The organism is Absiella sp. AM29-15, from assembly GCF_003434225.1.
Classification (GTDB): Bacteria; Bacillota_I; Bacilli_A; order Erysipelotrichales; family Erysipelotrichaceae; genus Hoskinsella; species Hoskinsella hominis.
In genome coordinates this window covers 264883-289397 of record NZ_QVFL01000001.1, presented here as the reverse complement: position 1 = coordinate 289397, position 24515 = coordinate 264883, and the positions used below count along the sequence as shown (strand labels likewise).

The following is a 24515-nucleotide window of genomic DNA, read 5'->3' as shown; positions in this document are numbered from 1 at the left end:
GATAGAATCCAGGCATATCTTTGCTTTTTCAGTAAAAAAAATTATTTGATAATTAAACTTGCGAAAAGAAGTGTTATAATTAAAAAATAGCAGGAGGTATTCATATGGCAGGATATATTACATTCTGGTCAAAAGAACATATCAAAGAGTTACAAAAAGCAAAAGATACTGGACCATTATCTGTTATTTATGGAAGCCATCATTCAAAAATGCCTTCCATCAAGCGTCTAAAAGAAGGGGATGTGCTGTATCCTGTTGCTTTACTACAAGGCACATTATGCGTTATGGCAAGAATGCCAGTAGAAAAGATAGTAAATGCATTTACATATCTTGTGACAAACACAGGGAACACATATGGCGCACTAATTCCAAAAGATGTAGCAATATGTCGAAGGAAAGTAAATGGTGCTATCTATTACGCCTGTGCAAATGCAAAATTTTATAACCATCAAGATGAATTACCAGAAACAATCACAACTATTCTATCAGAAGATGAACAAAAGGAAATCCCACATAAAAAGCATCAAGAACCACAAACCTGTTGCGCAGAAATTGCGGCATTAAGTATGCATGGCAGTGAGATTATGGCACGCCCTCTACCAAAAGATTGTTTAAAGAATTTACGTTTTGGCCCCACCAAAAGTACACAGAAACCCTTACGATTAAACAAAGATGGGATACCTACGGCGGTATCATTAAGTGGTTTTGTTAGAAAAATGAGCGAGGAAACACAAGTGATATTTGAAAGCGTGTTTGATGATGAATAAGATGAATTTGATAATAAGAAACATAAAAACAGAAGAATATCCACTATTGAAAGATTACCTTTATGATGCAATATTCATCCCTCAAGGTGTAAAACCACCAGATAAAAGTATTATAAATAATGAAGATTTACAGGTTTATATCAAAGATTTTGGGAGTAAAAAAGATGATATATGCTTTTTGGCAGAAATGAATCATGAAATTGTGGGTGCTGTATGGATTAGAATAATGAATGATTATGGGCATATCGATGATCAAACACCTTCGCTTGCGATATCTGTGAAAAAGGAATATCGAGGATTGGGAATTGGCACAAAACTCATGGAAACAATGCTAGTAAGTGTGAAGCATCATGGATATCAAAGTGTTTCATTATCGGTTCAAAAAGCAAATCCAGCTGTACATTTGTATCAACGACTTGGATTTCAAATTATCAAAGAAAATGAAGAAGAATACCTTATGAAATACACCGAAAGGAGAGAATAATATGCAAACGATTATTATTGTAGTAGACAGTAGAAAACTTGAAAACCCTGATTTAGACATCCTTTATAAACTATCGGATTGTTTAGATGAATACTCAAACCATCGTATTTCAGATAATGGATACGATTATTTATCTGATACTAAAATTGGTATATGGCTTTGTGCAGAAGATGTTGAAAAGGATTACCCAATGATGATGGATTACCTTTCCACGCATAAAGTATGTGGAAATGATTTATCAAAAACCGCTGAAATTTATATTTCAGAAAAAGATACTGCAGAGCTAAGTGAATGTAAAAAAATATATCCAAAAGATGATGAAGCATGTTGAAACGGGAACAATTAGATGAAATCTTAAAGAGGCTTCCATATCATCAAGTCGTTAAAGAAGATATTGATACCATTACCTATCATAAAGATGTTTTTATGGCAGGAGATACACAAATAATGTTTCGTCATATAGATATTGATTTGTGTTATGGAGATTTTTTAGAAATTCAGGAAGAAGATGAGGTGTTTACCTATATCACGACAATATGTCATAAAGATATATCAAAAGTAGAATCGATTATACTATATCAAAAGGAATGAAGAAAAATGTTAGAGGGAATAATAAAGAAATTAGAAGAAATGGATTTTTCACAGATGGATATTGAAAAGATACTGGAACAAAGGGATATGCCAGCATTTGACAAAGAATGGATGAAGGTTTATGAACAACTGGAACAATTGAAAAAAGAGAAAGTTTATTCAGATGCAGATCGAGAAGATTGTAAAATATTAAGACAAGAAGTATTTGAATTTGTCTATGATCAAACAGAGGATGATGATCTTGCTGGATATATATCAGATGATTTTGGTTTGATTTATGATAGCTTAAAATTAGATTATCAAAGCGAGTGGATGGATAAGTTTCTTCATCAATATTTAAATGGTCAAGTTCCTACAGGCGAATGTTAGAGGAGGCACTTATGGACACAAAACAGCTACAGAAAGAATTTCACGAATGTATAAAAAAAGCATTGATTACATTTAGTCAAACGGAAGAAAATAAAGATGTATATGCATTGGTATTTGATTGTGATTCTGATGTGGGAATGATTTCCTTTCGCTATAATAACTTAACTAGATTTGAGAACACAAAACGAGAATACGCAGATGATGATATGGTGATATATGGTCTACATGGTTTAGAATACAGTGTGGGAGAATTTGGCTTTATTGATTTTCAAAAAACTGATCTTGTAGCACATTTTACAGCTTCTTATTACTATCATCGTATTGGTGATTATTTTAGAGAAGATGAGCCAATCGAGGAAATCAAAGATGATTTTGAGGATATATTCTGGCATATGATAGAAGATACGATTCAACAGCTACAAAGTGAAATACATACATTAGGAATCCATACTACAAAAGATATTGTGATGTTCTATTGTGACCATGATCAAAGTCAAGAAGCTAGAGATGTCATGATAGCGAAAACAGTAGATGCAGCATTCATGAAAAAGTTAATTGAATAAAAAAATAAAAGAGGCCTTCTATTCTAAGGCCTTTTATCCTTTAAAAATATATTTCCTATGATATTGAAAAAATAAGACTCTATCTCTTGTCAGATATTCTTCTGGTAAACGATAATTTTTCTTCAAAGAAAACTTTTCCTGCCAATTTTCAATCTTTAACAATTCACCAGATAGAATAATATATCCATGATCATCAAAAGTAATATATCCCTGATCAAATAAATAATCATGATTACGACACAATAACAAACCATTATTATGATCGATTGCTTCATAAATATGAGCGCAGTCACGGAATGGCTTGATATGACTTGCGATTAACATATGAGGAATATTAATGGCACAAATGGGGCACGCATGATCAAATTCATGAAACAAAGTATCTTTATAGAATACCTGTAAAGCTTTCGTTTCATCACGATCATGGGGAATCCCACGTCTTGGAATGATACTTAAAATTGCTTGTTTATATTTATAATCATTCATCTTTTCCATTGTATTCTTATAATCAATTCGCATATCCTCATGAGCAACAATGGTTGACGTATACAGTGCAGTCAAAAAACATGATATTAAAGGAGAATCCTTTTGATATTCATGCAGGATATCCCCAATGCCTTTAAGTAGTTTTGGGTGAAAACGCATTTTCTCTTGCTGAACTTCAAATAATGTAGTCTGTAACATATATTCCAGACTTTCACGATCAATATACTCCAATACTTCACTTTTCAATAGAAAAGGATTATTACGTATTTGTGTGTTATAGAATTCATGTATTTCTTCGTTTAAGATAAAACTTTCAAACATACTCAAAGCTTCAACACCAGAATTTTGATTGCTTTTCGCATAGATTGTCGCAGCAGGAGATAAATCAATGCCATTCTTATTCACTTTCAATAAATGCTTCGCTTTTAGAAAATCCATTAAATGTTTAATCTCGGAAAGCTTTAAATTATAATAATCATTTGCGATTTCTTCATATACACGAATGGCAGACTGCTCAAAGGGAATCCCCTGTAATTCAATCGCATCAATCACAGACAGTATTTTTTTATATACCGACTTTCTCATAAAATCACCACTTTCTAACTCTATTATACATGAAAAATTTAATTTTTTTCGCTTTCCACCATAATATGCGTGTATTCGACAAAACAAAACATTTACAATGTAAGCAATTAAAAGGAGAGTGTTAAATATGAAAGGTCCAGGAATTAAAGATTACTTGGAAGTATTAAGCAGTATAAAAATGGAAGCAGTGAAAAACAATAAGGAGTTTATTGAAGTCAATAGTAAGGAACTGCATGCATTGGTATCCCCTCAGCATGCGACAATGCCAACCTGTTGCCAGGCTATTTATAAATTGATGTTACAGGGAGATGAAATCTTACAACGTCCAAAAGGAAATACCGGTTTTGGTTCTCATTTAACTGTACGTTTCTATCTACATGATATGGACACAAGAGAACGTATGTTCCCAAATAAAAAAAGAGGTAGACCTGCTAAATCTGAAGAAGAAAAACTGGCGGCAAAGAAAGCCAAAATGAAGCGCAATACAGAAGATTTATGTAACCTGATCAAAGGCTGGTTATCTGAACATGGCTGGGAATATGAAGAAAATAAAGAATTTATCGAGGCACACGCAGATGATAAACGCTGGGTTATTAATGTACAGGGAATCAAACGTGGCAGAAAACAAACACTACCAGTTAAATTAAGTGAAGTCATCAAACATATTGATGATGTGAATACACACTATAGTATCGCATTTAATGATTCTCTGGCTTATCGCAGACAGTGGAACGAAATTCCTGAAGTTGTAAAGAATACGCTACATATGAGTGTTATTCTTGCGGATAAAAAAGGTAATATTGTAGAAATCTAGGAATCTGAGAAATTCAGATTCTTTTTCTATTCAGCAGATATCAAAAATATTTACGATAAGGATTGTATTATTTTTTAAAGCATAGTATCCTTGCCTTATATGGAGGAAACTTATGAAAACATCACTTTATGAAATGATATACAAACGCAAATCTTTTCACCTATTTAGAAATACAGGAAATGAAACATTAACAGCAAAAGAGTTAACACAGATACAAAAGATATTTGAAACATGTATCCCACTTGAAAAAGATATCAAAGTTGATATGCAAATATTGCCCGCAGATCAGACAACTTGTAAAAGAGGGCAGGAATACTGCATTTTACTTTATAGTGAAAAAAAGCCAAACTACTTACAGAACATAGGATATATTGGGGAACAATTGGATTTATATCTTGCATCTATGAATATAGGCGCATTATGGTTTGGGATAGGTAAAGTAGAAGAAACAACATATCATGGATTGGATTTTGTGATTATGCTTGCGATAAAAAAAGTCAAAGAAGAAAAATTTCGCAAAGATATGTTTAAAAGTAAAAGAAAACCAGAAGAAGAAATATGGAGTGGTACTACATTATTAGGCATCTCTGATATCGTACGTTTTGCGCCCAGTGCTTGTAACACACAGCCTTGGATTGTAGAAAATCATCAAGACTATTTATCAGTTTATCGATATAAAAAGCCAGGAAAAAGAGGTATCATGCCTGCGGTAAAAGTATCGTATTATAATCAAATAGATATAGGAATATTTTTATTATTTTTAGAATTGTGTTTAGAACATAAGGAAATCGGTTATGAGCGTGAATTATTTCATGATGATGGCACGAATGAGAAAGCATTAAATGCGGTATATAAGTTGAAAAAAGTAATGAAAAAGAAGTGTTTTTCTAGCTATAAAACTGACATAATATAATGAAATTGATATAGTATATCTTAATAATATGGTAAAATAAAGAAAAGAAAGAAGTGATGATATGAAGCAGATCGCCATAGGAGTAGAAAACTTTAAGGAAGTAATTGATCATGATTATTTTTATATTGATAAAAGTGAATTAATTAGTACGATATTCAGTGATAAAGTATCTTTATTTACCAGACCTAGAAGATTTGGAAAAACATTAAACATGAGTATGTTATATTATTTCTTTTCTATCAAACAAAAAGAAAATGCTTATTTATTTAATGGCTTGCATATCGAGAAAAATACGGATATCATGGAACATCAGAATCAATATCCTGTTATCTTCATAACTTTGAAAGATATGAAACAAAGGAATATGAATCTACAGAAACAAAAGTTTTTAAGCTTGATCCAAATGCTCCTTGTACAGTGTGAAGAATTATTAACAAGTGAAAAAGTTCATCCTGTATATCGAAATTATTTAGAAAAATTATTAAAAGATCATGTAGATGATATCACACTACAAAATTCTTTATACTATATATCTGTTGCTTTAAAACAATTTTATGAAAAAAATGTAATCATATTAATTGATGAATATGATGTTCCATTACATAGTGCATACCAAAATGGATATTATGATGAAATGTCCAGTTTCATGGGAGATTTGTTTAGTACGGCTTTAAAAACCAATGACGCATTGGAAAAAGGTGTGTTAACGGGATGTTTAAGAATCGCAAAAGAAAGCATCTTTACAGGATTGAATAACTTTCATGTTTACTCAATCATGGATAGAGCAGCACAAGATTGCTTTGGTTTTACAAAAGATGAAGTGTATAATCTGCTATCATATTACGACTTCACAAGCTATCATGATAAAATGAAAGAATGGTATGATGGTTATTTATTCTGTGATCAGGAAATATATAATCCATGGAGCGTTTTAAATTATATTAAAGATTTACAATATGGCGTTGATGAGCCAAAATCATATTGGATTAATTCCAGTGGAAATGCAATCATCTATGATTTTATTTTACATGCAAATCAGGAATTAAGAGATGATATTGATAATCTAATACAAGAAAAAACTATCAAAAAAACAATAAAGCCAGAATTAACATATAGAGAAATGGATGATATCAAAAACATCTATAGTTTTTTACTTTTTACAGGGTATTTGAAAATCGTTAGAAAAATAAATGAAAATGATTATGAATTAATGATTCCAAATAAGGAAATCAAATATATATATGAAACGATGTTTAAAGAATGGCTGGATACAAAAATTCAAGAAATATCTTCTCCTTTTATGAAAGCTTTATGCAGGGGAGATGAAGTTACAGCTCGTAAGATATTGAATGAAGCTTTAGCGTATACAATCAGTTATTTTGATTATCATGAGAACTACTATCATGGCTTTTTAGCTGGTATGCTAAGAGAAGGACGAATTAAATCTAATCGTGAATCAGGGGACGGACGTTATGATTTAGCTTATATTCCTTTAGATTTTGATGATCCTGGCTTCGTTATTGAGTGTAAAATCGCAGATTCTCTACAAAATCTGAAAGAGAAAAGTCAGGAGGCATGTCAACAAATATTTGACAGAAAATATCTTGAAGAATTTGAACATGATGGTTATACACAGATGAAAGGTTATGGCATCGCTTTCTATCATAAAATGTGTTACATATCAAAAGTTGATAGAATATGAATAAATTGAATGCGTTTACATTGACTTTACTGTGTGACTTGATATAATTAACTTACATAAAATCTTTAAGAAGATAGAAAGGAAAACTATAATGAAACAATTGAATGAAAAGGTTGCGATTGTTACAGGTGCAGGCCAGGGAATTGGAAAAGGCATCGCACTTTGTCTGGCAAAACGTGGTGTTAAAGTCGTATGCACTGGACGGAGAATAGAACCAATTGAAGCAACTGTAAAAGAAATCAAAGAAGCAGGAGGAGAAGGCTTCGCCATGTCTTGCGATTCATCTAATCGAGAACGAGTAAAAGAAGTTGTCGCAAAAACAGTAGAAACATATGGTACCGTGGATGTTGTGGTAAACAATGCGCAGGCAGTCGCAAAATCAGCACCTGTTGAAGAAACGACTTATGAATTAATGTACTTGGCATGGTCTACAGGTACGATAGGATCATTGAATTTTATGCAGGAATGCTTCCCATATTTTAAAGAACAAAAAGAAGGACGCGTTATCAATTTCGCATCCGCAACTGGTATGTTTGGATATGCTGGAAATCTTGCATATGGATCAAATAAGGAGGCTATTCGTGGTTTAACAAAAATAGCTGCTAAGGAATGGGGACAATATGGTATTACCGTAAATTGTGTACTTCCTGGTGCTGAATCACCTGCTGCAAAAGAATGGGCAAAGAAATTCCCAGAGAAGTATGAAGCAATTCTTCAGCAACAGCCAATGCGACGTTTAGGTGATCCTGAAACAGATATTGCGCCAGTGATTGCATTTTTAGCCGGACCTGATTCAAGTTACTATTCAGGACAATGTTTATTATTAGATGGTGCTTATTCTATCGCGCCATAATCGATACGGAAAGGAAATCTTATGTATTTCCTTTTTTCGTATGTATGATGCAATGAAATAGAATTGTATATTCATCATATATTATTGAAAACCAAAAATGTTCGTATCAAGTGCGTAAATTCCATCCCAAATTGCTAGACCTTGGCAGAAAAATACGATAAACTTAACATAAGATTTTAAGGGAGTGACGATTATGGAAATTGGTAATATGATTAGTACAAAAAGAAAAGAAAAAGGTCTTTCGCAAGAACAGCTTGCACAAGAAATAAATGTCGCAAGACAAACAATCAGTAAGTGGGAACTGAATGAAACATTACCTGATTTAGAGAGTTTGAGAAAACTTGCGGTATTTTTGGGGTTTTCAATAGATTCAGCTTTAGACATTGACGTTGATGACGATGATGATATGGAATGGATGATTATCGGTTTTGCGATTGTTGGAAATGTAATTACAGTCTTTTTCGATCAGGCAATGATTGGAATCGCAATGCCTTTTATAGGTTTGGGTATTTATTTTATTTGGAAGGCATTTCGGGGAAATCAAAAAAATAGTAAATCCAACAAAGGATGAAACGGTGCTAACGTATGTGTGGAGGATACAACATGGAATTGATGTATAAAAATATTTTTCTTGGAAAAATTGAGATTACAGAAAGGGAAAGTTTTTGGATTTCTGGAAATTTTTATCCAAATCCTGAAGCATCAGAATTTAAAAGCTTTTTTGATGCTTTGGTATGTGAAGATGGATTCGATGAATCACAGTTTGATGAAGATTTATTAGATGAGAATAATTGGTATGTATGTGAAAATGGAAAAATCATAGGGATCTCATATCCAGCAATATATGATGATAGTGAAATCGGATTTAGATATAGATAATACATCCATGTTACAATGAGTATCATTATGAATATGTCCATATTTAAACGATAGAAAAGAAATGTGTTCACAATATAAAGAAAAATCTGATAAACAAAATCTGATGAGCTTCAGATTTTTTTGTACTTACATTAAAAGCGGTAGGATAGAGCAGATTTGCCAACTCCTATATATATCGTAAATGAAACTGTATTCGAGGATAAAAAAAGGCAAACACAGATATCATCGTTTGAGCTTTTGATTCATGAAGGTGATAATTACAAAATCATAGAATAAATTAATATAGGGCTTGCAGTTTTTATAACTTTATAATTATATTGTGGTATCAAAGTTCTTTAGTTAATAGTAAATTCTATATATTAAGTTATTACGAACATTGATATATGCTGTGTTTTAGAGCTAATCTTTAATCACCTTTTAAACATTATATAAATTAAAAATCAAAATGATAAAGATTGTGTCATTTCTTACAAGAATTTTATAGTCAGTAATGATATAATCAATGCCAAGAGAGAGGTTTTATATGATAGAAAAACAAGAGCAACGCCATATTTTATTTGATGAGTCGCTGGGACTTGAGGCTTATCAATTAACGGGAGTCGTACAGAAATTCCCAAATCATTTTCATGAATTTTATGTTATTGGATTTATTGAGGGTGGAAAAAGACATTTGTGGTGCAAAGGTAAAGAATATGACACAACAAGTGGTGATTTGATTTTATTTAATCCTTATGATAACCATTTTTGTGCACCAGTCAATCATGAATTACTAGATTATCGTGCAGTAAATATACCAATTGAATGTATGAAAAAAGCCGCAAAAGATATTACTGGAAAAGAATATCAACCAGAGTTCATCTGTAATGTGGTGCCACAAAGCGAGTTGGCTAATTATGTCGCAACATTATATGATGCGATTGTAAATCATGCATGTTATATGGAACGACAAGAAGCATTTTATTTATTACTGGAAGGTATTTTAAGAGAATATGCCAGAGATTTTAATGAAACGTCATCACAGCCTAAGCCATTAGATCACTTATGTACTTATATGAAAGATCACTTTATGGATAATATTAGCTTGGATGAATTAGCAGATATGGCTGCAATGTCACGTTCTTACTTATTGCGCAATTTCACAAAACAATATGGAATTTCACCATATCGTTATCTACAAAGCATACGTATAGAAAAAGCGAAACAACTTCTGGAAGAACAGGTTCCATTGATTGAAATCGCAGATATGTGTGGCTTTAGTGATCAAAGTCATTTCTCAAACTATTTTAAAGAATTTATTGGTATAACACCAAAACAATATCAACGGATATTCCAGGAAAGTGAGGGCTAGTATGAAAGAAAAACAAGGACATTTCGCAGCGCTATTCACTATCTTTGTATGGGGTACAACGTTTATCGCTACTAAACTTTTACTAGGCTATTTTGCCCCTGTAGAAATACTATTCATTCGCTTTTTTATGGGATATATTGCATTATGGATTGCTTATCCTAAAGTATTTTCCATTGATCGTTCAAGAGAAAAATATTTCATCTTCGCAGGTATCTGTGGGGTTACTCTATATTTCTTATTAGAAAATATCGCATTGACATATACTCTTGCGAGTAATGTTGGTGTTATTGTAGCCATTTCTCCATGTTTTACAGCTTTATTCTCATGGCTGCTTCATCAGGATGATAAACCAAATAAGCTATTCTTTATCGGATTTCTATTCGCAATCCTTGGTGTCTATCTCATAAGTACCAATGGACAATCGATTTTAGAAATACATCCAACAGGAGATTTATTAGCACTTTTAGCCGCCATGGTATGGGCATTATATTCCATATGTACAAAGAAAATCAGTGAATTTGGATATGGGACCATTCCTATGACAAGAAGAATTTTCTTTTATGGCTTATTATTTATGATACCGGCCTTATTCCTATTTGGATTTGATGTATCGATGTCAGATTTTATGCATATAGAAGTTATCTTTAATCTGATTTTCCTTGGATTAGGTGCTTCTGCCATATGTTTTGTTTCTTGGAACTTTGCGTTAAAAAAGCTTGGTTCTATCAAATGCTCCACATATATCTATCTGGTTCCAGTGATTACCGTTGTAACCTCTATGATCGTATTAAAAGAAAAGGTTACGATTATGACCTGGATCGGTATGATATTAACACTTGCAGGATTAATGTTGTCACAAAGAAAGAAGGGTATAGAAGATGGAAAACATGAAATGTGTTATGGTGATTGATGAGGCGTTGCCACTTGGTATCGCAATGAATACAGCAGCAGTATTGGGGATTTCTTTAGGGAAAAAGATACCAGAATGTGTTGGTGTTGATGTAAAAGATCAGGATGGTATTATGCATGCAGGTACGATTCAGATACCTGTGCCAGTGCTGAAAATGAACAGCGAAGATTTAAAAGAATTGGTTGAAAAAGTAAAAAATGATGAATTGATTACGATGTTAGATTTCACAGATGTTGCGCAAGGATGTAAAGTATATGAAGAATATATTGAACGTAGTGCAGCACACAAAACTAACGAATTTACTTACTTTGGTATCGCATTATATGGTGATAAAAAACGTATGAATAAGTACACAGGCTCTTTACCATTATATCGTTAAGGATAAGCTCTTTGGATAAGGAGCTTTTTTTCTTGATAATCACAGTTTTTGGATTTAAACTAAAAGAAGAAAGAAGGAATTTCATGAATTGTCCAGAATGTTATAGTTCACAAAGTCGCATTACCCCATTATTACATCCAGAAGATTGTCTAAAAAACCATACGCAATATATCTGTAGTACATGTGGTCGCTGTATCTGTATAGAACATGATGATAAAAGAGGTCTGCAACGATGGAATTTCCCATTTAAATCTTTAGAAATTGCGAAGCTTTATCTAAGAACTGCGGATGTTACCATGAAACAAGCTTGCGGTATTTATGAAATCATAAGCAAAAATGGAAGAAAATCATATAAGATATATGCAAATGATATGGATTTAGAAATCTATTTATCAAAAAACAAGGATAAAAGCTGTGTTAGTAAAGCACCAATATATCAAAGAGATGAATTTCATGCATATCCTGATTCACAGATCAGAAAACTGACAGCTGAGGAAGTAAAACAATATATGAATGAAAAAAACACATCAGATTCCTAATAAGGATAAGATGTGCTTTTTGTATAGAAATTGAATTATTGAATCTTAATTGTTTTCTTGATTAGATAACTTTCGTGTGAAGTAAACTCCAGTAATTGCGCCAATCAAAAGAAGTGGTGCTACTCTGATAAACAGCCATTCAAAGGCATGTAATACAACTCCCATCACTGAAGTTTCAGGATTGCTGTAATCCCAATTTAAATAGGGACTGTGAGATATAAATAGGATGATAAAAACAATCATAATCACTATTCCTAATGAGATAAATAACCAATGTAATAGTTTTTGTTTCGTCATTTTTCTATTTGCCAATTGCAGGTTTATAATTTCAAGTTTCTCAGAAATCACTTTTAAATCATCAGCTTTTGTTTCAATAATATTTTCTCCAAGCAATGTGCTGACAGGTGTTTCAAATATCTCAGATATGGAAATTAACATATCGGCATCTGGCACTGACAAACCCTGTTCCCATTTTGAAATAGTCTGTCTTACAACATTTAACTTGACGGCAAGCTCTTCTTGTGAAAGTCCTTTGGATTTTCTGATTGCTTTGATATTTTCATTTAGCATCAGCGATACCTCCTTTCACTGTCATTATAAGGCAGGAAAGCTCGTTGCGGCAAGCAACTTGGATTAACATTCATATTATAGCTGACATAAGAAACCAGTAGATTTCATTTCTTGATATTCATCTAAAAATAAATCTACACCCATAAAAGTTTTCCATTACGTTATCCTCTTGTATCATAGTACGTGTTTTATTACACAAGACAGAGCAATATATTTATTCTGTTTTCATCATTTGCGTTTACCAAGCGAATTAGAAATCGCAACAATAGCTGGGAATACTACAGCCGCAACTACCCAAATAATCCAACTATATCCCCAATTATTTGTAGAAAAGCTATATCCTAAATATACGGCAGTAACAATTGACCAATATACAACCGAAATAGCCGTTGTGGCAGATTGCTTTTCCTTTTTCTCTTTTGAATAATCGCCCTCTTGTAAAAGCTTTTCATAGCTTGCCCATACGATTCCGCTATGAATAAAGAAAACTACACCAACACCTACGATAACTAAAGAAGCAGAAAGCATAATTATTAGCAGTAATTCATTTTCATCATTAAAAATTGCTCCTCCAAAAAGAGGGATGAGTGCCACAATACAAAGACTAGTGCCGATTATGTTATTTCTTGTATATACTTCGTTGTATTGTGCTTTCCGTTCTGAAACCATTCCACGAACGCCATATGCAGTTTCAAAATTTTCTTTTTCTAAATAATCATATGCTGCGGTTTTTCTACCACTAGAAATAAACAAAGCAACTGCTATCGTGACAAGAAGAAGTAAAACAATCATTCCAATTCCTCCAGCCACATCATCTCTCAAACTATATTTTGGAACTTCGCTAATCGTTCCTAATATTAATAGACATATAGGTGATATAATACACAAAAAAGTTGCCAATGCTATTGATTTTGATGTTGTAGCTTTGACAGAAAGAAAGGCGTTTACTTCTTCCATAGATACCCGCCTTAGTTTTGATACTTCATCAGCTGGTGTGGTACATTCCTCATCTTCAATTTCATCTTTAAGCAAATAGTCTGTACTTACGCCAAATAACTCTGAAAGGCGAATCATTTTCTCAAGGTCTGGAACAGATTGGGCGCCTTCCCATTTTGAAACGGACTGCCTTGTAACATTCATTTGTTCAGCTAATTCCTCTTGTGACCAACCTGCTTTCTTGCGAAGCTGTGTTAATTTATCTGCAAAAATCATAACGATATCCTCCTTGTGTGATTGTTATGCGTATATTTTACCTCTTTTTCAGGTTGCTCACTACCAATCAACACCATTCAATGTGTCAACTGTCAGTTGCATTCATCATATCATTGAAATTTTCACTTAGTTGTTACCTGTATATTTCCTTTTATAGTCATTTAAGTAACCCCATAATTTATTCAAAGGCGGCAGAGATTTCTCTCTGCCGCTTTCTGTACTTATACAAAGATGATTTCCTTTGCACTGTATATTATTTATACTATTCTAAGGTGTTTTCCGTCTTTAACTGTTCTGTTATGCTCGACTGGCACTGCTTTATTTTTTATAAGACTAAGCAATCTGGATGAACACTCATATTATAGCTGACATAAGAAGCCAGTAGATTTCGTTTCTTGATAGTCATCTAAAAAAGGATCTACACCCCATGCTGCAGCTAGTTCATCAACGACTTCTTCATTTGGATATACGATATTTTCATCATATTCATCTAAGTCAAAAGAAGATGGAGTTAAGCCGATTTCTTTTTCTTCTTGTGTTAATTCGCCTTCATTCCAAATAATCTCGTTTTGTTCTCCAACATAATAAAAGCTTCGTATTAATTTACCGTTTATATATTTCACCCAACACGATAATTCAACAATTCTATGTGTTGAGAAATATTGAACTTCTTCAAATTTTGAAGCTATGTCCTGTAAAAGCTCTTTGTTTTCTAAAGGCGCATTATAATTAAGAATTAAAACATATCCATTGAAACATGGTGTAACAAAAACTTTTTTCATCTTTTGCATGTGAGAAAAAGCACTTTGCCAATTACTGATTTTGATATCGGTACAATTCAATTTTTCCATTACTGCTTTTGGATCTTTCTCTTTCACAACCAACCATGAAATTTTCATGCCAAATGGAATTGGTGTATCTGGTTCTTGAGATATACCATTACTTTGATCCATATTTTTTTCTTTTTTAAATAGATGAAACAAGCCCATAATAAATCCTCCTATATAAGATTAGCTTATATAGTAATTATACTATAAGCATCTATTGTTTTTCTAACGCTATAATAGTTTTTCTAATCTTAACTCTTAGAACTAAACCAAACCCCATACAAAACATCCACATAGCATTGTGATGAAGATTTGTAGAGGTGTTACCGCCAACATCTTTGTGAGTGTAATCGTAATTAGGATCCCAATTAAAATCAAAAGTCCTGTTAAAATCCCAAATGTTTCAAGTTGTGATTTTGTCATAAAAACATTCCATGCAGATTTTTCACCTTGTTCTTTCTTTTCAGTATCACTCATTTTCCTTGCATATAATAATTCTGATATTTGTATACCAAGCGTTTCACACAAAGGCTCATATAATGATAGATCTGGCATCGTTTTCCCATTTTCCCATCTTGAAATAGACTTATCACTAACACCTAATATTTCAGCAAGCTGCGTTTGTGTTAATCCTTTTTCTTTTCTACAATCTGATAGAAAGCTACCAATTTTTTCTTGATTCATAAAAGACACTTCCTTTCTTTTTCAGTTCTCATGTTAAACGAAATTATTATAAAAGAACAGGACAGAAACTGAGAATTGATACTAGAATTCAAATAAAAAAGATTTAAACCACTACTGTTATAAAATCAATAAGATGTTTTTCACAAAATTATTTTATACAGCATGTATTAAGATGCCTGTCGTAATGCTATTTGTGAGCTTGTAAATTTCTCCTAAAATTTAGGATAAAGTAAATAAAGTTAATATTGTGAAAGGATTTATTATCGTTCCATTTTTTATATCAATCATTCATCCTTCAATCTATCTAGTAGCAAGACTTGAATTAATATTTGCTATCGAAAATATATGTGAAATGATGAACTGTACAAACTGTTCAATATCTAAATCCTTCTCTTCACAAAGCCAAATAGAGATCACTGACAATAAACCAGATAAATAAAATTCACATAGCAGTGAGGATTCCTTGTTTGTATCATCAATCTGCAGCCAACAGGCAATTAAAGGTTTTAATATTTCTTTTAATTGTGATGCGAATTTTGGATCCCCTTGATCACTTAATAAAACACCCATATAAGAAGAATATGTTTGTGCCAATTCTATCAAATGTTCCATATGATCTGGAAGGTTATGTAGGGCATCATTTTCTAGCCATTGTGTAATTAAGGCATCCACTACTTCCAACAATTCCTGTTCAATCTTTGCAAGTAAATCATAGGTATCTTTATAATATAGATAAAAGGTACCACGATTATATCCTGCGATATCTGTGATCTCTTTTACTGTTATTTTTTCAATCGGTTTTTGAATATATAATGACCAAAAAGCTTCCCTTAAATTTTGCTTCGTCTGCTGTGTCAATTCATTCCTTTTTTGCATATTCTATACCTCTCTTTTTGTTATGATAACACAGGAAATATGTAGGAACAAGCTGTTTCAACATATAGGGAAAGATTGTTCATTGATGATGATTTTTGATTGCGTTATAATAATTAAAACAACACGTTGTTGAGCAAGGGGCGTTTATATGGCATATATTGAATTTCGGGATGTAGTAAAAGAATATCATACAGAAGGGGCATCTATTAAAGCATTAAACGGCGCAAGTTTTCAAGTTGAAAAAGGTGAATTGGTAGTCATACTGGGGGCAAGTGGCGCTGGTAAAACAACAGCATTAAATATATTAGGTGGTATGGATAGCGCAAGTAGTGGTCATGTGATTATTGATGGGAAAGATATCACATCATATAAGAAAAAAGAACTGGTATTATATCGTAGGAATGATATTGGATTTGTATTCCAATTTTATAATTTAGTACCTAATCTGACCGTGTTAGAAAATGTAGAACTTGCGGCGCATACATGTAAAGATTCCTTAAATGCAGTTGACACATTAGAAAAAGTTGGTTTAAAAGAGCGCTTGAATAATTTTCCTTCTCAATTATCTGGTGGGGAACAACAACGTGTATCCATTGCACGGGCAATCGCAAAAAATCCAAAGCTTTTGTTATGCGATGAACCAACTGGAGCGTTGGATTATGATACAGGAAAACAGATTTTACAGCTGCTACAGGATACTTGTCGAAAAGAAGGCATGACTGTGATTTTAATCACACATAATTCCGCATTAGCGCCAATGGCTGATCGATTAATAAGATTTAAAAATGGTAAAGTATTGGAAGAAAAGATTCAAAAAAATCCAATACCAATTGCGAATATTGAGTGGTGATTTTAAATGAATAAAGCATATTGGCAAGATATTTGGCGGACAATCGTTAAAAGTAAAAAACGATTTATTTCTATTTTAATTATCACGATGCTGGGAGTCACAATGCTCACAGGACTTCGTGCGGGCTGTGTGGATTTACGTAATTCAGCGGATGATTTTTATGATAAGCAAAAACTTTATGATATTCAGGTGGTATCTACCTTGGGTTTAGAAGATGAAGATATTTCAGCACTTTCTAATATTGATGAAATTGATCAGATTGTGGGCAGCTATTCTGAAACACATATATTAGAGGTACAGGATAAAAAACAAAGTATTCAATTGAATGCCATCACAAAATCAGGAATCAATGAACCATATGTTTTGGATGGAAGTTTACCGAAAAATACGAAAGAAATTGCGGTTAGTGAAAAGTTTTTACGTAATTCAGGTAAAAAGATTGGTGATACCATCACTTTTTCGGATGATGATTCTAAATTAAAGTACCAAACATTCACAATCTGTGGCGTGATCTTAGATGCAATGAATATCAGTGTTGATGAAGGAGCAACATCTTTTCGTTCTACTTCCAATGTCGATGATACGTTTTATGTACAATTAGATGCATTTGATTATGATGTTTATACATCACTGTATATGACATTAAAAGGCAGCAAGGATTCGAGAAGTTATAGTGATACATATAAACAAATGGTTCATGAAGTGATGGAAAAGATTGAGAAAAGTATAAAAACAGATCGTGAAAACGCAAGATATCAAATGGTTGTAGATGATGCATGGAAACAATATGATAAAAATAAAGATCAGATGGACAATGAATTTTCTAAAGGAGATGAAAAACTGGCATCTGCTCGTGAAGAACTGGAAAATGGGCGAATACAGTTACAAAAAGGATGGCAGGAGTTACAGGCTAATGAACAATTTCTTCAGGAACAATCCCAAACGCTTGATGATGAAATGGCAAATGCTTATACAAAACTTCAGAATGGTTTCACACAGTTAGATATAGGGAAACAACAGTTAGATGAGGCAATGAAGCAAGTGCAGGATGGGGAAGTTCAACTGACAAAGGCAAAAGATGATTTAAAAACACAACAGGATGATACATTGATAAAACTTGATCAAAAACAAAAGGAGATAGAAGCACAGATCATAGATTTGAAAAGTGCTTTACAAGCTTTATCTACGCAGGAAACTTCTTTATCTACTAGCTTACAAAATTGGCCACATCATGAGTGGGAAACATATATTGATGCTGTTCAGCAAGCATATCAGAAAATAGCGCAACTACAGCTTCAAATACAAGCATTATCCCAACAACAAAGTGATGATGCAAAACAACAAATAGAAGTATTAACGATTACCATACAGAGGCTGCAAGAAACATTATCACAACAATATGAACTTCAACAGCAGCAGTTACTATCTGCATTATCCATACAGATAGAACCAGTGAAGGAGCAATTAGAAGCACAATTAAAGGCATTGGATATCACATCATCAGATTATGAAACACAGAAACAAATAATCGAAAATCAGATACAAGTATTAGAAACATTACCACAAGCAATTCTTGCTTTAGGCATACAAAAAGGACAAATACAGGCGAATTTACAGGTGATATCAAATCTGGAAACACAGTTGCTTTCACAGAAGGAACAAGCAGTGGCAGGTTTTTCACAAGGTTTTTCCACAATACAGGAAAAAGAACAACAGCTACAGGATGGCAAGGAAAAAACACTGGCAGGTTATAAGAAATTATATGCAACGCAAAGTTTATTAGAAGATTCCCAGATGAACCTGAAACAGCAGCAGGCACTCGCTATTCAGAAATTAAATGACGCTAAACAACAATTAGAATCAGGGAAACAACAGCTATTAGAAAGTGAAATACAATTACAAGATGGCGAAAAAGAACTGTCTGTACAACAGCATAATTATGATAAACAAAAAGAAGAAGCACAGAAAAAGCTTGCGGAAGGAAAGGCAGATATTGAAAAAATTGATAAAGCAACATGGTATGTACAAGACCGTAATGCAATGGATTCTTATACCTCAGTAGAAAGTGATGCATCTTCTATTGAAACTGTAGGAACAGCTTTTCCTATCATCTTTTTAATCGTCGCAATTTTAATATCTTTAACCACTATTACCCGTATGGTTGAAGAAGAACGTGGCTTGATTGGAACTTACAAAGCACTCGGTTTTTCTGATATGTCGATTTACAGTAAGTATTTAATATATGCATTCTCTGCCTGTTTCATAGGTGGAATTTTAGGGGATGCTTGCGGCTTTTGGCTATTGCCAAAGTTTCTGTTTACAATTTTTCAGGTTCTATATAAAATACCAGAATATCAGATAAGCTTTGATTTCATATATGGTGTAGGTGGGGTCTTGTTATTTGTTGTTGGTATTATGTTTGCGACAATTATCGCATGTCGATTAGAACTATCACAAATGCCCGCAGTATTGATGCGACCAAAAGCACCACGTGCTGGTTCAAGGGTGATTTTGGAATATATTCCAATGATATGGAAACGTTTATCTTTCCTGAATAAGGTCACTATGCGTAATCTGTTTCGATTTAAAAAACGTATGTTTATGACAATTGGCGGTATTATGGGGTGCACTGCCTTGATTCTATGTGGCTTTGCGATTAAGGATTCTGTAAATGAACTTATGCCAGAACAATATGAAAAAATCTATCAATATGATTTTATGAGTGTTGTAGCTAGTAAAGAATATGAATCTATGAAAAAAGAACTTGTAGAAGATCAAAATATAAAAGATCTGATTGGTATACGTATGGATAATGTGAAAGTAAAATCAAAACATGATGGTCAGGAAGAAAGTGTTTCTATGATGGTCATTCCTAATGGAGAAAGTATAGAAGGATATATTGGCTTAGAGGATACAAATGGTAAAGCTATAGCATTAAATGATGGAATATACATCACTGAAAATGTTTCTACTGTACTTGGTTTTGATAAACATGACCATATTTTTATTCAAAATATGGATTTGATTGAACAGGACGTTGAGGTACAGAAAATCGTACAAAATTACCTGGGAAATATGGTCTATATGAATCAGAAAACATATGAATCATTATTTGGAAAGTATGAAGGAAATGGCTATCTAGCACATTTTAAGGATGGATATAAGAAACAGACACAGTTTGCGGAAACATTCAGTAAGAAAGATCATGTTTTATCCGCTGTGAGTGTAAAAGCATTGCGTGATCAATTCTCTGATGCATTTACGTTGATCAATGCAGTGGTTTATCTGATTACGTTTATGGCTGCAGGACTTGCCTTTGTGGTATTATTCACACTATCCACAACCAATATATCTGAGCGTGAAAGAGAACTTGCGACAATTAAAGTACTAGGATTCTTTGATAAAGAAGTGCATCTTTATGTAAATAAAGAAACAGTGATATTAACAGGTATTGGTATATTGTGTGGATTACCACTTGGACGAGTATTAAGTGGCATGTTAACAAGCGCATTAAAAATGCCTTCCATTCATTTCGCAGTAACTGTATATCCAGTGAGCTATTTATATGCGGCTTTACTATCATTAGGCTTTGCGCTGATAGTGAACTTTATGACGAATCGTACCTTGAATCAAATTGACATGGTAGAGGCGTTAAAGAGTATAGAATAGTAAAAGCAATGCTAGAACAACCTCAAGAAATTCGTCCCACTGTAATTGAAAAATAAAAAATAATCATAGAAAATGGTGTTTGCGAAAGTGAATGCCATTTTTTAATGCAGGTATGAATAGGATATCTTTGTTAATCCCAAAGCTCATGCTCTGCGATGGAACCAATTTGTTGGACAAAATCATCAAACTCTGGATTATTTTCCTTTGTATAAATCTGGGATTTATAATTTAAAGGGATATTCTGTAAATAATCTTTCATAACATCCATTATTCTAGCTTCCAACAAGACATCTGACGCTTCTTTTACTATCGTATATTGCTTAGATTTAACTGCAAGATACTTTTTTATATAATACATAAACTGTGCCATATATAACTTCTTGATTAAAGGATTACCTTGAAAATCCACAATGGTTAATTCATCATCAGTATTTTCATCAGAAAGAGAAGAAGAAATGCTGGGAAGTGGTACGGATAGTACCATATTAAAGAAAGGATTATCAATTACATTCAATTCATCAAATAACCAAACTGCTTCATAAATTGCCGCATATTCACCAGGAAAGGTATAATATGGCTCTCTGTTTATTTCCTCAATATATTCTACAATGTAATCTATACCAAGATAATTCAATTTTTTAACATCATTTCGATAAACATAAGCAACATGATAATGATCGTTACCACATATAACATCTTTTATATCATCTTTTTCACAATAGCCAAAATAAAATACATCTTGATTAGGAAATATAGAAATATCTGGTATTTTTGCCTTATCTAATAATGTTAATGAATGAAAAAAATCGAATAGATACATGGTCATTTCTCCTTGCTTTTTTATAAAACTATACATATGATATCACAATACAGTTTGTAAGTATATAGGGTGGTTCTATTTAAATAGGTCTTGTATAACAAATTACGATTTCATATATTATAATGTATAATTACAAACAAGTAGGTGATACAATGGACTATGGGAAAGTCACGCTTAACATTGAAAAAATACTAAAAGAAAAAAGTATTAGTAAAAACAGATTATGTAAGGATCTTGATATATTACGTCCTAATTTAAATAGATATTGTCGTAACCAATTTCAAAGAATTGACGCTGGTTTGATTTGTAAGTTATGTTATTACTTAAATTGTTCAATTGATGAGTTGATTACATATGAATCACCTCGTAAAGAAAATGAAGATAAATAGTAAATGAGTTGTGTGTAGGCACAGCTTTTTCTTTTCATTAAATGAAACCTATAGTAGAATATAATAAAAGATAGAAGGAGATGTATCCCATGGCAATGCAGACACCCGTACTTTCATTATTATTACGTGAAATCAATGTGACAAACAAGAAAGGAAGCTCTTATGATATCGCAAAAGCTTTGATGCAGCATTATCATGAAATTCCAAGTCTGACAATTCATGAACTGGCAGATACATGTTTTATATCATCAGCTTCACTATCAAGATTTATCAGAATGCTTGGCTTTGATCATTATACAGAATTTAGAAATGCATGCCAAAAAGAAATTGGAATAGAAGTTGACTATTCAAAAGAAGTATCAAAAGCAAGTATTGATGATATGCGGCCTATTTTAAAACACTATACTGAGAATATAAAAAATAATATTGATTTTACATTTCAACAGCTTGATTTTAAACAGTTGGAGCGTATCACAAAAAAGATGTTTGAAGCAAAAGAAATGGCGTTTTTCGGATTAGAATTTGCGACATTGCTTGGTCAGCATTTTCAAGTAAAGATGGCAAGTATGAATAAACTTGTCAGACTTGGATTAACATATGAGGAACAAAAGGTGATTGCAGCTAATCTTCATGAAGGAGCACTGGTATTTGTGGCTTCATTAGAAGGCGGCTACTTCTATCGTAATGATGAAGTCATGGAAATATTAAAAGAAAAACATGTGACGATTGTCGCAATGACGATGAATGAAAATACAAAGCTAATGAAAGATGTAGATGAAATCTTGATTTGTAATAAAGAAAACAGCAATACAGAAGGTAGAATTACATTACTATATATGATTGAAATTTTATTAATGTATTATTTTGTAAATTATCAAATGTATAATATCTAAAGATGATTAGGCTTTAATAACGGATGCCATCATCTTTTTTTATGTCAGTTTCATTTTTTGAAACTGGCTGTGTTTTTTTGAAATTGCGCAGGCCTTTTTGATGACTAAGATTTCTTCCTTTCATGATAAAGTTTATATGTAAAACGAGGAGGCAAGTTATGAAAGATAAAAAAACATTTCCAGAATCATTTCTTTGGGGCGCAAGTACAAGTGCATTTCAAATTGAAGGAGCTTATCTGGAAGATGGAAAAGGATTATCCACAACAGATTGTCGAAATGTTCCTGAGGGTATTGCAGATGGTAAAGTCGCAAGTGATCATTATCATCATGTAGATGAGGACTTACAGTTGATGAAGGATTTAGGTATCCAAATATATCGTTTTTCATTCAACTGGGCAAGAATTATGCCAGATGGGAAACATGTGAATGAAAAAGGTCTGCAGTTTTATGATCATATCATTGATACCTGTATAAAGAATGGAATCATTCCCTTCCCAACACTTTACCACTTTGAAATGCCGCAAGCATTAGTAGATGCTTATGGAGGGTGGAAATCAAGAGAGTGCGTTGATGATTATGTAACTTATGCTAGTATATGTTTTCATAGATGGAAAGATCAGGTACCTTATTGGGCAACAATCAATGAACAATTGATTGCAAGTGCAGCATCAGATTTAAATGGGAATAAAGAAAGCAGTCAAAAAATAAAAGATATGTATCAAATGAGTTATCACATGTCATTGGCTGAGAAAAAAGCTATGAAGCTTTTGAAACAAATATCTCCAAATACCAAAGTTGGTGTTGTTTGTTCGATGCAGGTCATTTATCCAGCATCATCAAAACCAGAGGATATTCAGGCTGCATATGATGCACAGGATATGCTGCAGAATATGTTATTGGATATGAGTGTTTATGGAAGATACCCACAACGGGTTACACATTATCTTAAAGGGAATGAATTATATCCAATCACAGAAGTACAGGATGAAGAAATATTAACATCATCAAAACCTGACTTTATCGGTGTAAATTATTATGCCAGCAACTGCGTAAAAGCAAAAGATATCACAGAAGATGAAAGTAAACTGCCACCATTCTATCGCAATCAATTATTCTCTATAGCATCTAATGAACATCTAAAGAAAACCAAATGGATGGAGTTTGGCATTGATCCAAAAGGACTTGAAATTGGTATCCAGCAATTATTTGAACGTTATCATCTTCCTGTAATGATTACGGAAAACGGGCTGGCTTATTCTGATGAACTAAAAGATGGAAAGATAGAGGATGATTATAGAATTGAATATCTAAAAGAACATATGGAAGTATGTCATGATTTGATCAAACAGGGATATCCATTGTTTGGATACTGCCCATGGTCACTTATTGATGTATTGAGTTCTCATCAAGGGTTTGCGAAACGCTATGGTTTAATCTATATCGATCGAAGCGACACAGATGTTAAAGAATGCAAAAGAATACCAAAAAATAGTTTTTACTGGTATCAAAAAATAATCAAAGAAAACGCAATTTGAGGAGGAAA

Annotated in this window: 28 protein-coding genes; 21 read left to right on the top strand and 7 right to left on the bottom strand. The window is 32.7% G+C overall.

Translation table 11 applies throughout. The features are described 5' to 3' along the window. The first annotated feature begins 104 nt into the window (after positions 1 to 104). The 6 genes from DW761_RS01440 to DW761_RS01415 are packed head-to-tail and all read left to right on the top strand — an operon-like array spanning position 105 to position 2774. Positions 105 to 767, top strand: a complete 663-nt coding sequence (locus tag DW761_RS01440; protein WP_117516210.1) for a hypothetical protein — start codon at positions 105 to 107, stop codon at positions 765 to 767. Position 768: 1 nt separating this feature from the next. After that, on the top strand, positions 769 to 1251 hold the full coding sequence (locus tag DW761_RS01435; protein WP_117516300.1) for a GNAT family N-acetyltransferase: 483 nt from the start codon (positions 769 to 771) through the stop codon (positions 1249 to 1251). A gap of 1 nt (position 1252) precedes the next feature. Beyond that, on the top strand, positions 1253 to 1582 hold the full coding sequence (locus DW761_RS01430) for a hypothetical protein (RefSeq protein WP_117452665.1): 330 nt from the start codon (positions 1253 to 1255) through the stop codon (positions 1580 to 1582). Beyond that, complete coding sequence (locus DW761_RS01425; protein ID WP_117452666.1) at positions 1576 to 1842, top strand: hypothetical protein; 267 nt, start codon at positions 1576 to 1578, stop codon at positions 1840 to 1842. The genes DW761_RS01430 and DW761_RS01425 overlap by 7 nt, the downstream gene beginning before the upstream one ends. Before the next feature lie 6 nt (positions 1843 to 1848). Further along, the gene (locus tag DW761_RS01420; RefSeq protein WP_117452667.1) at positions 1849 to 2211 is read left to right on the top strand and encodes a hypothetical protein; all 363 of its coding nucleotides are present in this window, start codon (positions 1849 to 1851) and stop codon (positions 2209 to 2211) included. Between the two features lie 11 nt (positions 2212 to 2222). Beyond that, on the top strand, positions 2223 to 2774 hold the full coding sequence (locus DW761_RS01415) for a DUF4303 domain-containing protein (protein WP_158553728.1): 552 nt from the start codon (positions 2223 to 2225) through the stop codon (positions 2772 to 2774). Positions 2775 to 2807: 33 nt separating this feature from the next. On the opposite strand, the gene DW761_RS01410 is transcribed toward DW761_RS01415, so the two are convergent. After that, positions 2808 to 3845: an HNH endonuclease gene (locus DW761_RS01410; RefSeq protein WP_117452669.1), complete on the bottom strand. Its 1038-nt coding sequence runs from the start codon at positions 3843 to 3845 to the stop codon at positions 2808 to 2810. A gap of 127 nt (positions 3846 to 3972) precedes the next feature. Between DW761_RS01410 and DW761_RS01405 the strand changes: the two genes are divergently transcribed. The 10 genes from DW761_RS01405 to DW761_RS01360 all read left to right on the top strand — a co-directional run bounded on the left by DW761_RS01405 (position 3973) and on the right by DW761_RS01360 (position 12182). Continuing rightward, positions 3973 to 4659 (top strand): AT hook domain-containing protein, encoded by a 687-nt coding sequence (locus DW761_RS01405; RefSeq protein ID WP_117516208.1) that lies wholly within the window; start codon positions 3973 to 3975, stop codon positions 4657 to 4659. 112 nt (positions 4660 to 4771) lie between these two features. Continuing rightward, complete coding sequence (locus tag DW761_RS01400; protein WP_117516207.1) at positions 4772 to 5572, top strand: nitroreductase family protein; 801 nt, start codon at positions 4772 to 4774, stop codon at positions 5570 to 5572. Positions 5573 to 5633: 61 nt separating this feature from the next. Further along, entirely contained in the window at positions 5634 to 7274 is a 1641-nt protein-coding gene (locus DW761_RS01395) for an AAA family ATPase (protein WP_117516206.1), read from the top strand. A gap of 91 nt (positions 7275 to 7365) precedes the next feature. Continuing rightward, positions 7366 to 8127 (top strand): SDR family NAD(P)-dependent oxidoreductase, encoded by a 762-nt coding sequence (locus DW761_RS01390; RefSeq protein ID WP_117452673.1) that lies wholly within the window; start codon positions 7366 to 7368, stop codon positions 8125 to 8127. Between the two features lie 193 nt (positions 8128 to 8320). Beyond that, complete coding sequence (locus tag DW761_RS01385; protein ID WP_117516205.1) at positions 8321 to 8698, top strand: helix-turn-helix domain-containing protein; 378 nt, start codon at positions 8321 to 8323, stop codon at positions 8696 to 8698. A 32-nt stretch (positions 8699 to 8730) separates the two neighbouring features. Then, a complete protein-coding gene (locus DW761_RS01380) occupies positions 8731 to 9006 on the top strand; it encodes a hypothetical protein (RefSeq protein WP_117516204.1) in 276 nt (91 codons plus the stop codon). A gap of 523 nt (positions 9007 to 9529) precedes the next feature. Next, on the top strand, positions 9530 to 10354 hold the full coding sequence (locus tag DW761_RS01375) for an AraC family transcriptional regulator (protein WP_117516203.1): 825 nt from the start codon (positions 9530 to 9532) through the stop codon (positions 10352 to 10354). Position 10355: 1 nt separating this feature from the next. Then, positions 10356 to 11264 (top strand): DMT family transporter, encoded by a 909-nt coding sequence (locus DW761_RS01370; protein WP_117516202.1) that lies wholly within the window; start codon positions 10356 to 10358, stop codon positions 11262 to 11264. Further along, positions 11233 to 11643, top strand: a complete 411-nt coding sequence (locus DW761_RS01365) for a DUF2000 domain-containing protein (protein WP_117452702.1) — start codon at positions 11233 to 11235, stop codon at positions 11641 to 11643. The genes DW761_RS01370 and DW761_RS01365 overlap by 32 nt, the downstream gene beginning before the upstream one ends. A gap of 83 nt (positions 11644 to 11726) precedes the next feature. Next, positions 11727 to 12182: a hypothetical protein gene (locus tag DW761_RS01360; RefSeq protein ID WP_117452678.1), complete on the top strand. Its 456-nt coding sequence runs from the start codon at positions 11727 to 11729 to the stop codon at positions 12180 to 12182. A 45-nt stretch (positions 12183 to 12227) separates the two neighbouring features. Here DW761_RS01360 and DW761_RS01355 read toward each other — a convergent pair whose 3' ends face one another. The 5 genes from DW761_RS01355 to DW761_RS01335 all read right to left on the bottom strand — a co-directional run bounded on the left by DW761_RS01355 (position 12228) and on the right by DW761_RS01335 (position 16351). Further along, positions 12228 to 12752: a helix-turn-helix domain-containing protein gene (locus DW761_RS01355; protein ID WP_117516201.1), complete on the bottom strand. Its 525-nt coding sequence runs from the start codon at positions 12750 to 12752 to the stop codon at positions 12228 to 12230. A gap of 228 nt (positions 12753 to 12980) precedes the next feature. Continuing rightward, a complete protein-coding gene (locus DW761_RS01350) occupies positions 12981 to 13964 on the bottom strand; it encodes a helix-turn-helix domain-containing protein (protein WP_117452681.1) in 984 nt (327 codons plus the stop codon). Between the two features lie 359 nt (positions 13965 to 14323). Continuing rightward, entirely contained in the window at positions 14324 to 14953 is a 630-nt protein-coding gene (locus DW761_RS01345) for a hypothetical protein (protein WP_117452682.1), read from the bottom strand. Positions 14954 to 15055: 102 nt separating this feature from the next. Then, entirely contained in the window at positions 15056 to 15475 is a 420-nt protein-coding gene (locus tag DW761_RS01340; RefSeq protein ID WP_117516200.1) for a helix-turn-helix domain-containing protein, read from the bottom strand. A 300-nt stretch (positions 15476 to 15775) separates the two neighbouring features. Continuing rightward, entirely contained in the window at positions 15776 to 16351 is a 576-nt protein-coding gene (locus DW761_RS01335) for a TetR/AcrR family transcriptional regulator (RefSeq protein ID WP_117452684.1), read from the bottom strand. Between the two features lie 148 nt (positions 16352 to 16499). Here DW761_RS01335 and DW761_RS01330 point away from each other — a divergent pair, with 148 nt between their 5' ends. Both DW761_RS01330 and DW761_RS01325 read left to right on the top strand, forming a co-directional pair. Then, the gene (locus tag DW761_RS01330; protein ID WP_117516199.1) at positions 16500 to 17201 is read left to right on the top strand and encodes an ABC transporter ATP-binding protein; all 702 of its coding nucleotides are present in this window, start codon (positions 16500 to 16502) and stop codon (positions 17199 to 17201) included. Positions 17202 to 17207: 6 nt separating this feature from the next. Continuing rightward, positions 17208 to 20870, top strand: a complete 3663-nt coding sequence (locus tag DW761_RS01325) for an FtsX-like permease family protein (protein WP_117516198.1) — start codon at positions 17208 to 17210, stop codon at positions 20868 to 20870. 130 nt (positions 20871 to 21000) lie between these two features. On the opposite strand, the gene DW761_RS01320 is transcribed toward DW761_RS01325, so the two are convergent. Continuing rightward, positions 21001 to 21690, bottom strand: a complete 690-nt coding sequence (locus DW761_RS01320) for a hypothetical protein (protein ID WP_117452687.1) — start codon at positions 21688 to 21690, stop codon at positions 21001 to 21003. A gap of 152 nt (positions 21691 to 21842) precedes the next feature. Between DW761_RS01320 and DW761_RS01315 the strand changes: the two genes are divergently transcribed. The 3 genes from DW761_RS01315 (at position 21843) to DW761_RS01305 (ending at position 24507) form a co-directional block, all read left to right on the top strand. Further along, positions 21843 to 22079 (top strand): helix-turn-helix domain-containing protein, encoded by a 237-nt coding sequence (locus tag DW761_RS01315; protein ID WP_117452688.1) that lies wholly within the window; start codon positions 21843 to 21845, stop codon positions 22077 to 22079. A gap of 89 nt (positions 22080 to 22168) precedes the next feature. Next, entirely contained in the window at positions 22169 to 22972 is an 804-nt protein-coding gene (locus DW761_RS01310) for a MurR/RpiR family transcriptional regulator (protein ID WP_158552305.1), read from the top strand. A 158-nt stretch (positions 22973 to 23130) separates the two neighbouring features. Further along, positions 23131 to 24507 carry a glycoside hydrolase family 1 protein gene (locus DW761_RS01305; protein ID WP_117516197.1) on the top strand — a complete coding sequence of 459 codons (1377 nt, stop codon included), beginning with the start codon at positions 23131 to 23133 and terminating at the stop codon, positions 24505 to 24507. Positions 24508 to 24515: the final 8 nt, after the last annotated feature.

What these genes read in the sequence shown, in the direction of transcription:
- DW761_RS01375 (WP_117516203.1), top strand. Translation starts at nt 9,530, where the DNA reads ATGATAGAAAAACAAGAGCAACGCCATATTTTATTTGATGAGTCGCTG.
- DW761_RS01330 (WP_117516199.1), top strand. Translation starts at nt 16,500, where the DNA reads ATGGCATATATTGAATTTCGGGATGTAGTAAAAGAATATCATACAGAA.
- DW761_RS01315 (WP_117452688.1), top strand. Translation starts at nt 21,843, where the DNA reads ATGGACTATGGGAAAGTCACGCTTAACATTGAAAAAATACTAAAAGAA.
- DW761_RS01400 (WP_117516207.1), top strand. Translation starts at nt 4,772, where the DNA reads ATGAAAACATCACTTTATGAAATGATATACAAACGCAAATCTTTTCAC.
- DW761_RS01420 (WP_117452667.1), top strand. Translation starts at nt 1,849, where the DNA reads ATGTTAGAGGGAATAATAAAGAAATTAGAAGAAATGGATTTTTCACAG.
- DW761_RS01410 (WP_117452669.1), bottom strand. Translation starts at nt 3,845, where the DNA reads ATGAGAAAGTCGGTATATAAAAAAATACTGTCTGTGATTGATGCGATT.
- DW761_RS01425 (WP_117452666.1), top strand. Translation starts at nt 1,576, where the DNA reads ATGTTGAAACGGGAACAATTAGATGAAATCTTAAAGAGGCTTCCATAT.
- DW761_RS01310 (WP_158552305.1), top strand. Translation starts at nt 22,169, where the DNA reads ATGGCAATGCAGACACCCGTACTTTCATTATTATTACGTGAAATCAAT.
- DW761_RS01370 (WP_117516202.1), top strand. Translation starts at nt 10,356, where the DNA reads ATGAAAGAAAAACAAGGACATTTCGCAGCGCTATTCACTATCTTTGTA.
- DW761_RS01390 (WP_117452673.1), top strand. Translation starts at nt 7,366, where the DNA reads ATGAAACAATTGAATGAAAAGGTTGCGATTGTTACAGGTGCAGGCCAG.
- DW761_RS01320 (WP_117452687.1), bottom strand. Translation starts at nt 21,690, where the DNA reads ATGTATCTATTCGATTTTTTTCATTCATTAACATTATTAGATAAGGCA.
- DW761_RS01360 (WP_117452678.1), top strand. Translation starts at nt 11,727, where the DNA reads ATGAATTGTCCAGAATGTTATAGTTCACAAAGTCGCATTACCCCATTA.
- DW761_RS01305 (WP_117516197.1), top strand. Translation starts at nt 23,131, where the DNA reads ATGAAAGATAAAAAAACATTTCCAGAATCATTTCTTTGGGGCGCAAGT.
- DW761_RS01340 (WP_117516200.1), bottom strand. Translation starts at nt 15,475, where the DNA reads ATGAATCAAGAAAAAATTGGTAGCTTTCTATCAGATTGTAGAAAAGAA.
- DW761_RS01345 (WP_117452682.1), bottom strand. Translation starts at nt 14,953, where the DNA reads ATGGGCTTGTTTCATCTATTTAAAAAAGAAAAAAATATGGATCAAAGT.
- DW761_RS01440 (WP_117516210.1), top strand. Translation starts at nt 105, where the DNA reads ATGGCAGGATATATTACATTCTGGTCAAAAGAACATATCAAAGAGTTA.
- DW761_RS01395 (WP_117516206.1), top strand. Translation starts at nt 5,634, where the DNA reads ATGAAGCAGATCGCCATAGGAGTAGAAAACTTTAAGGAAGTAATTGAT.
- DW761_RS01335 (WP_117452684.1), bottom strand. Translation starts at nt 16,351, where the DNA reads ATGCAAAAAAGGAATGAATTGACACAGCAGACGAAGCAAAATTTAAGG.
- DW761_RS01365 (WP_117452702.1), top strand. Translation starts at nt 11,233, where the DNA reads ATGGAAAACATGAAATGTGTTATGGTGATTGATGAGGCGTTGCCACTT.
- DW761_RS01325 (WP_117516198.1), top strand. Translation starts at nt 17,208, where the DNA reads ATGAATAAAGCATATTGGCAAGATATTTGGCGGACAATCGTTAAAAGT.
- DW761_RS01405 (WP_117516208.1), top strand. Translation starts at nt 3,973, where the DNA reads ATGAAAGGTCCAGGAATTAAAGATTACTTGGAAGTATTAAGCAGTATA.
- DW761_RS01350 (WP_117452681.1), bottom strand. Translation starts at nt 13,964, where the DNA reads ATGATTTTTGCAGATAAATTAACACAGCTTCGCAAGAAAGCAGGTTGG.
- DW761_RS01380 (WP_117516204.1), top strand. Translation starts at nt 8,731, where the DNA reads ATGGAATTGATGTATAAAAATATTTTTCTTGGAAAAATTGAGATTACA.
- DW761_RS01355 (WP_117516201.1), bottom strand. Translation starts at nt 12,752, where the DNA reads ATGCTAAATGAAAATATCAAAGCAATCAGAAAATCCAAAGGACTTTCA.
- DW761_RS01430 (WP_117452665.1), top strand. Translation starts at nt 1,253, where the DNA reads ATGCAAACGATTATTATTGTAGTAGACAGTAGAAAACTTGAAAACCCT.
- DW761_RS01385 (WP_117516205.1), top strand. Translation starts at nt 8,321, where the DNA reads ATGGAAATTGGTAATATGATTAGTACAAAAAGAAAAGAAAAAGGTCTT.
- DW761_RS01415 (WP_158553728.1), top strand. Translation starts at nt 2,223, where the DNA reads ATGGACACAAAACAGCTACAGAAAGAATTTCACGAATGTATAAAAAAA.
- DW761_RS01435 (WP_117516300.1), top strand. Translation starts at nt 769, where the DNA reads ATGAATTTGATAATAAGAAACATAAAAACAGAAGAATATCCACTATTG.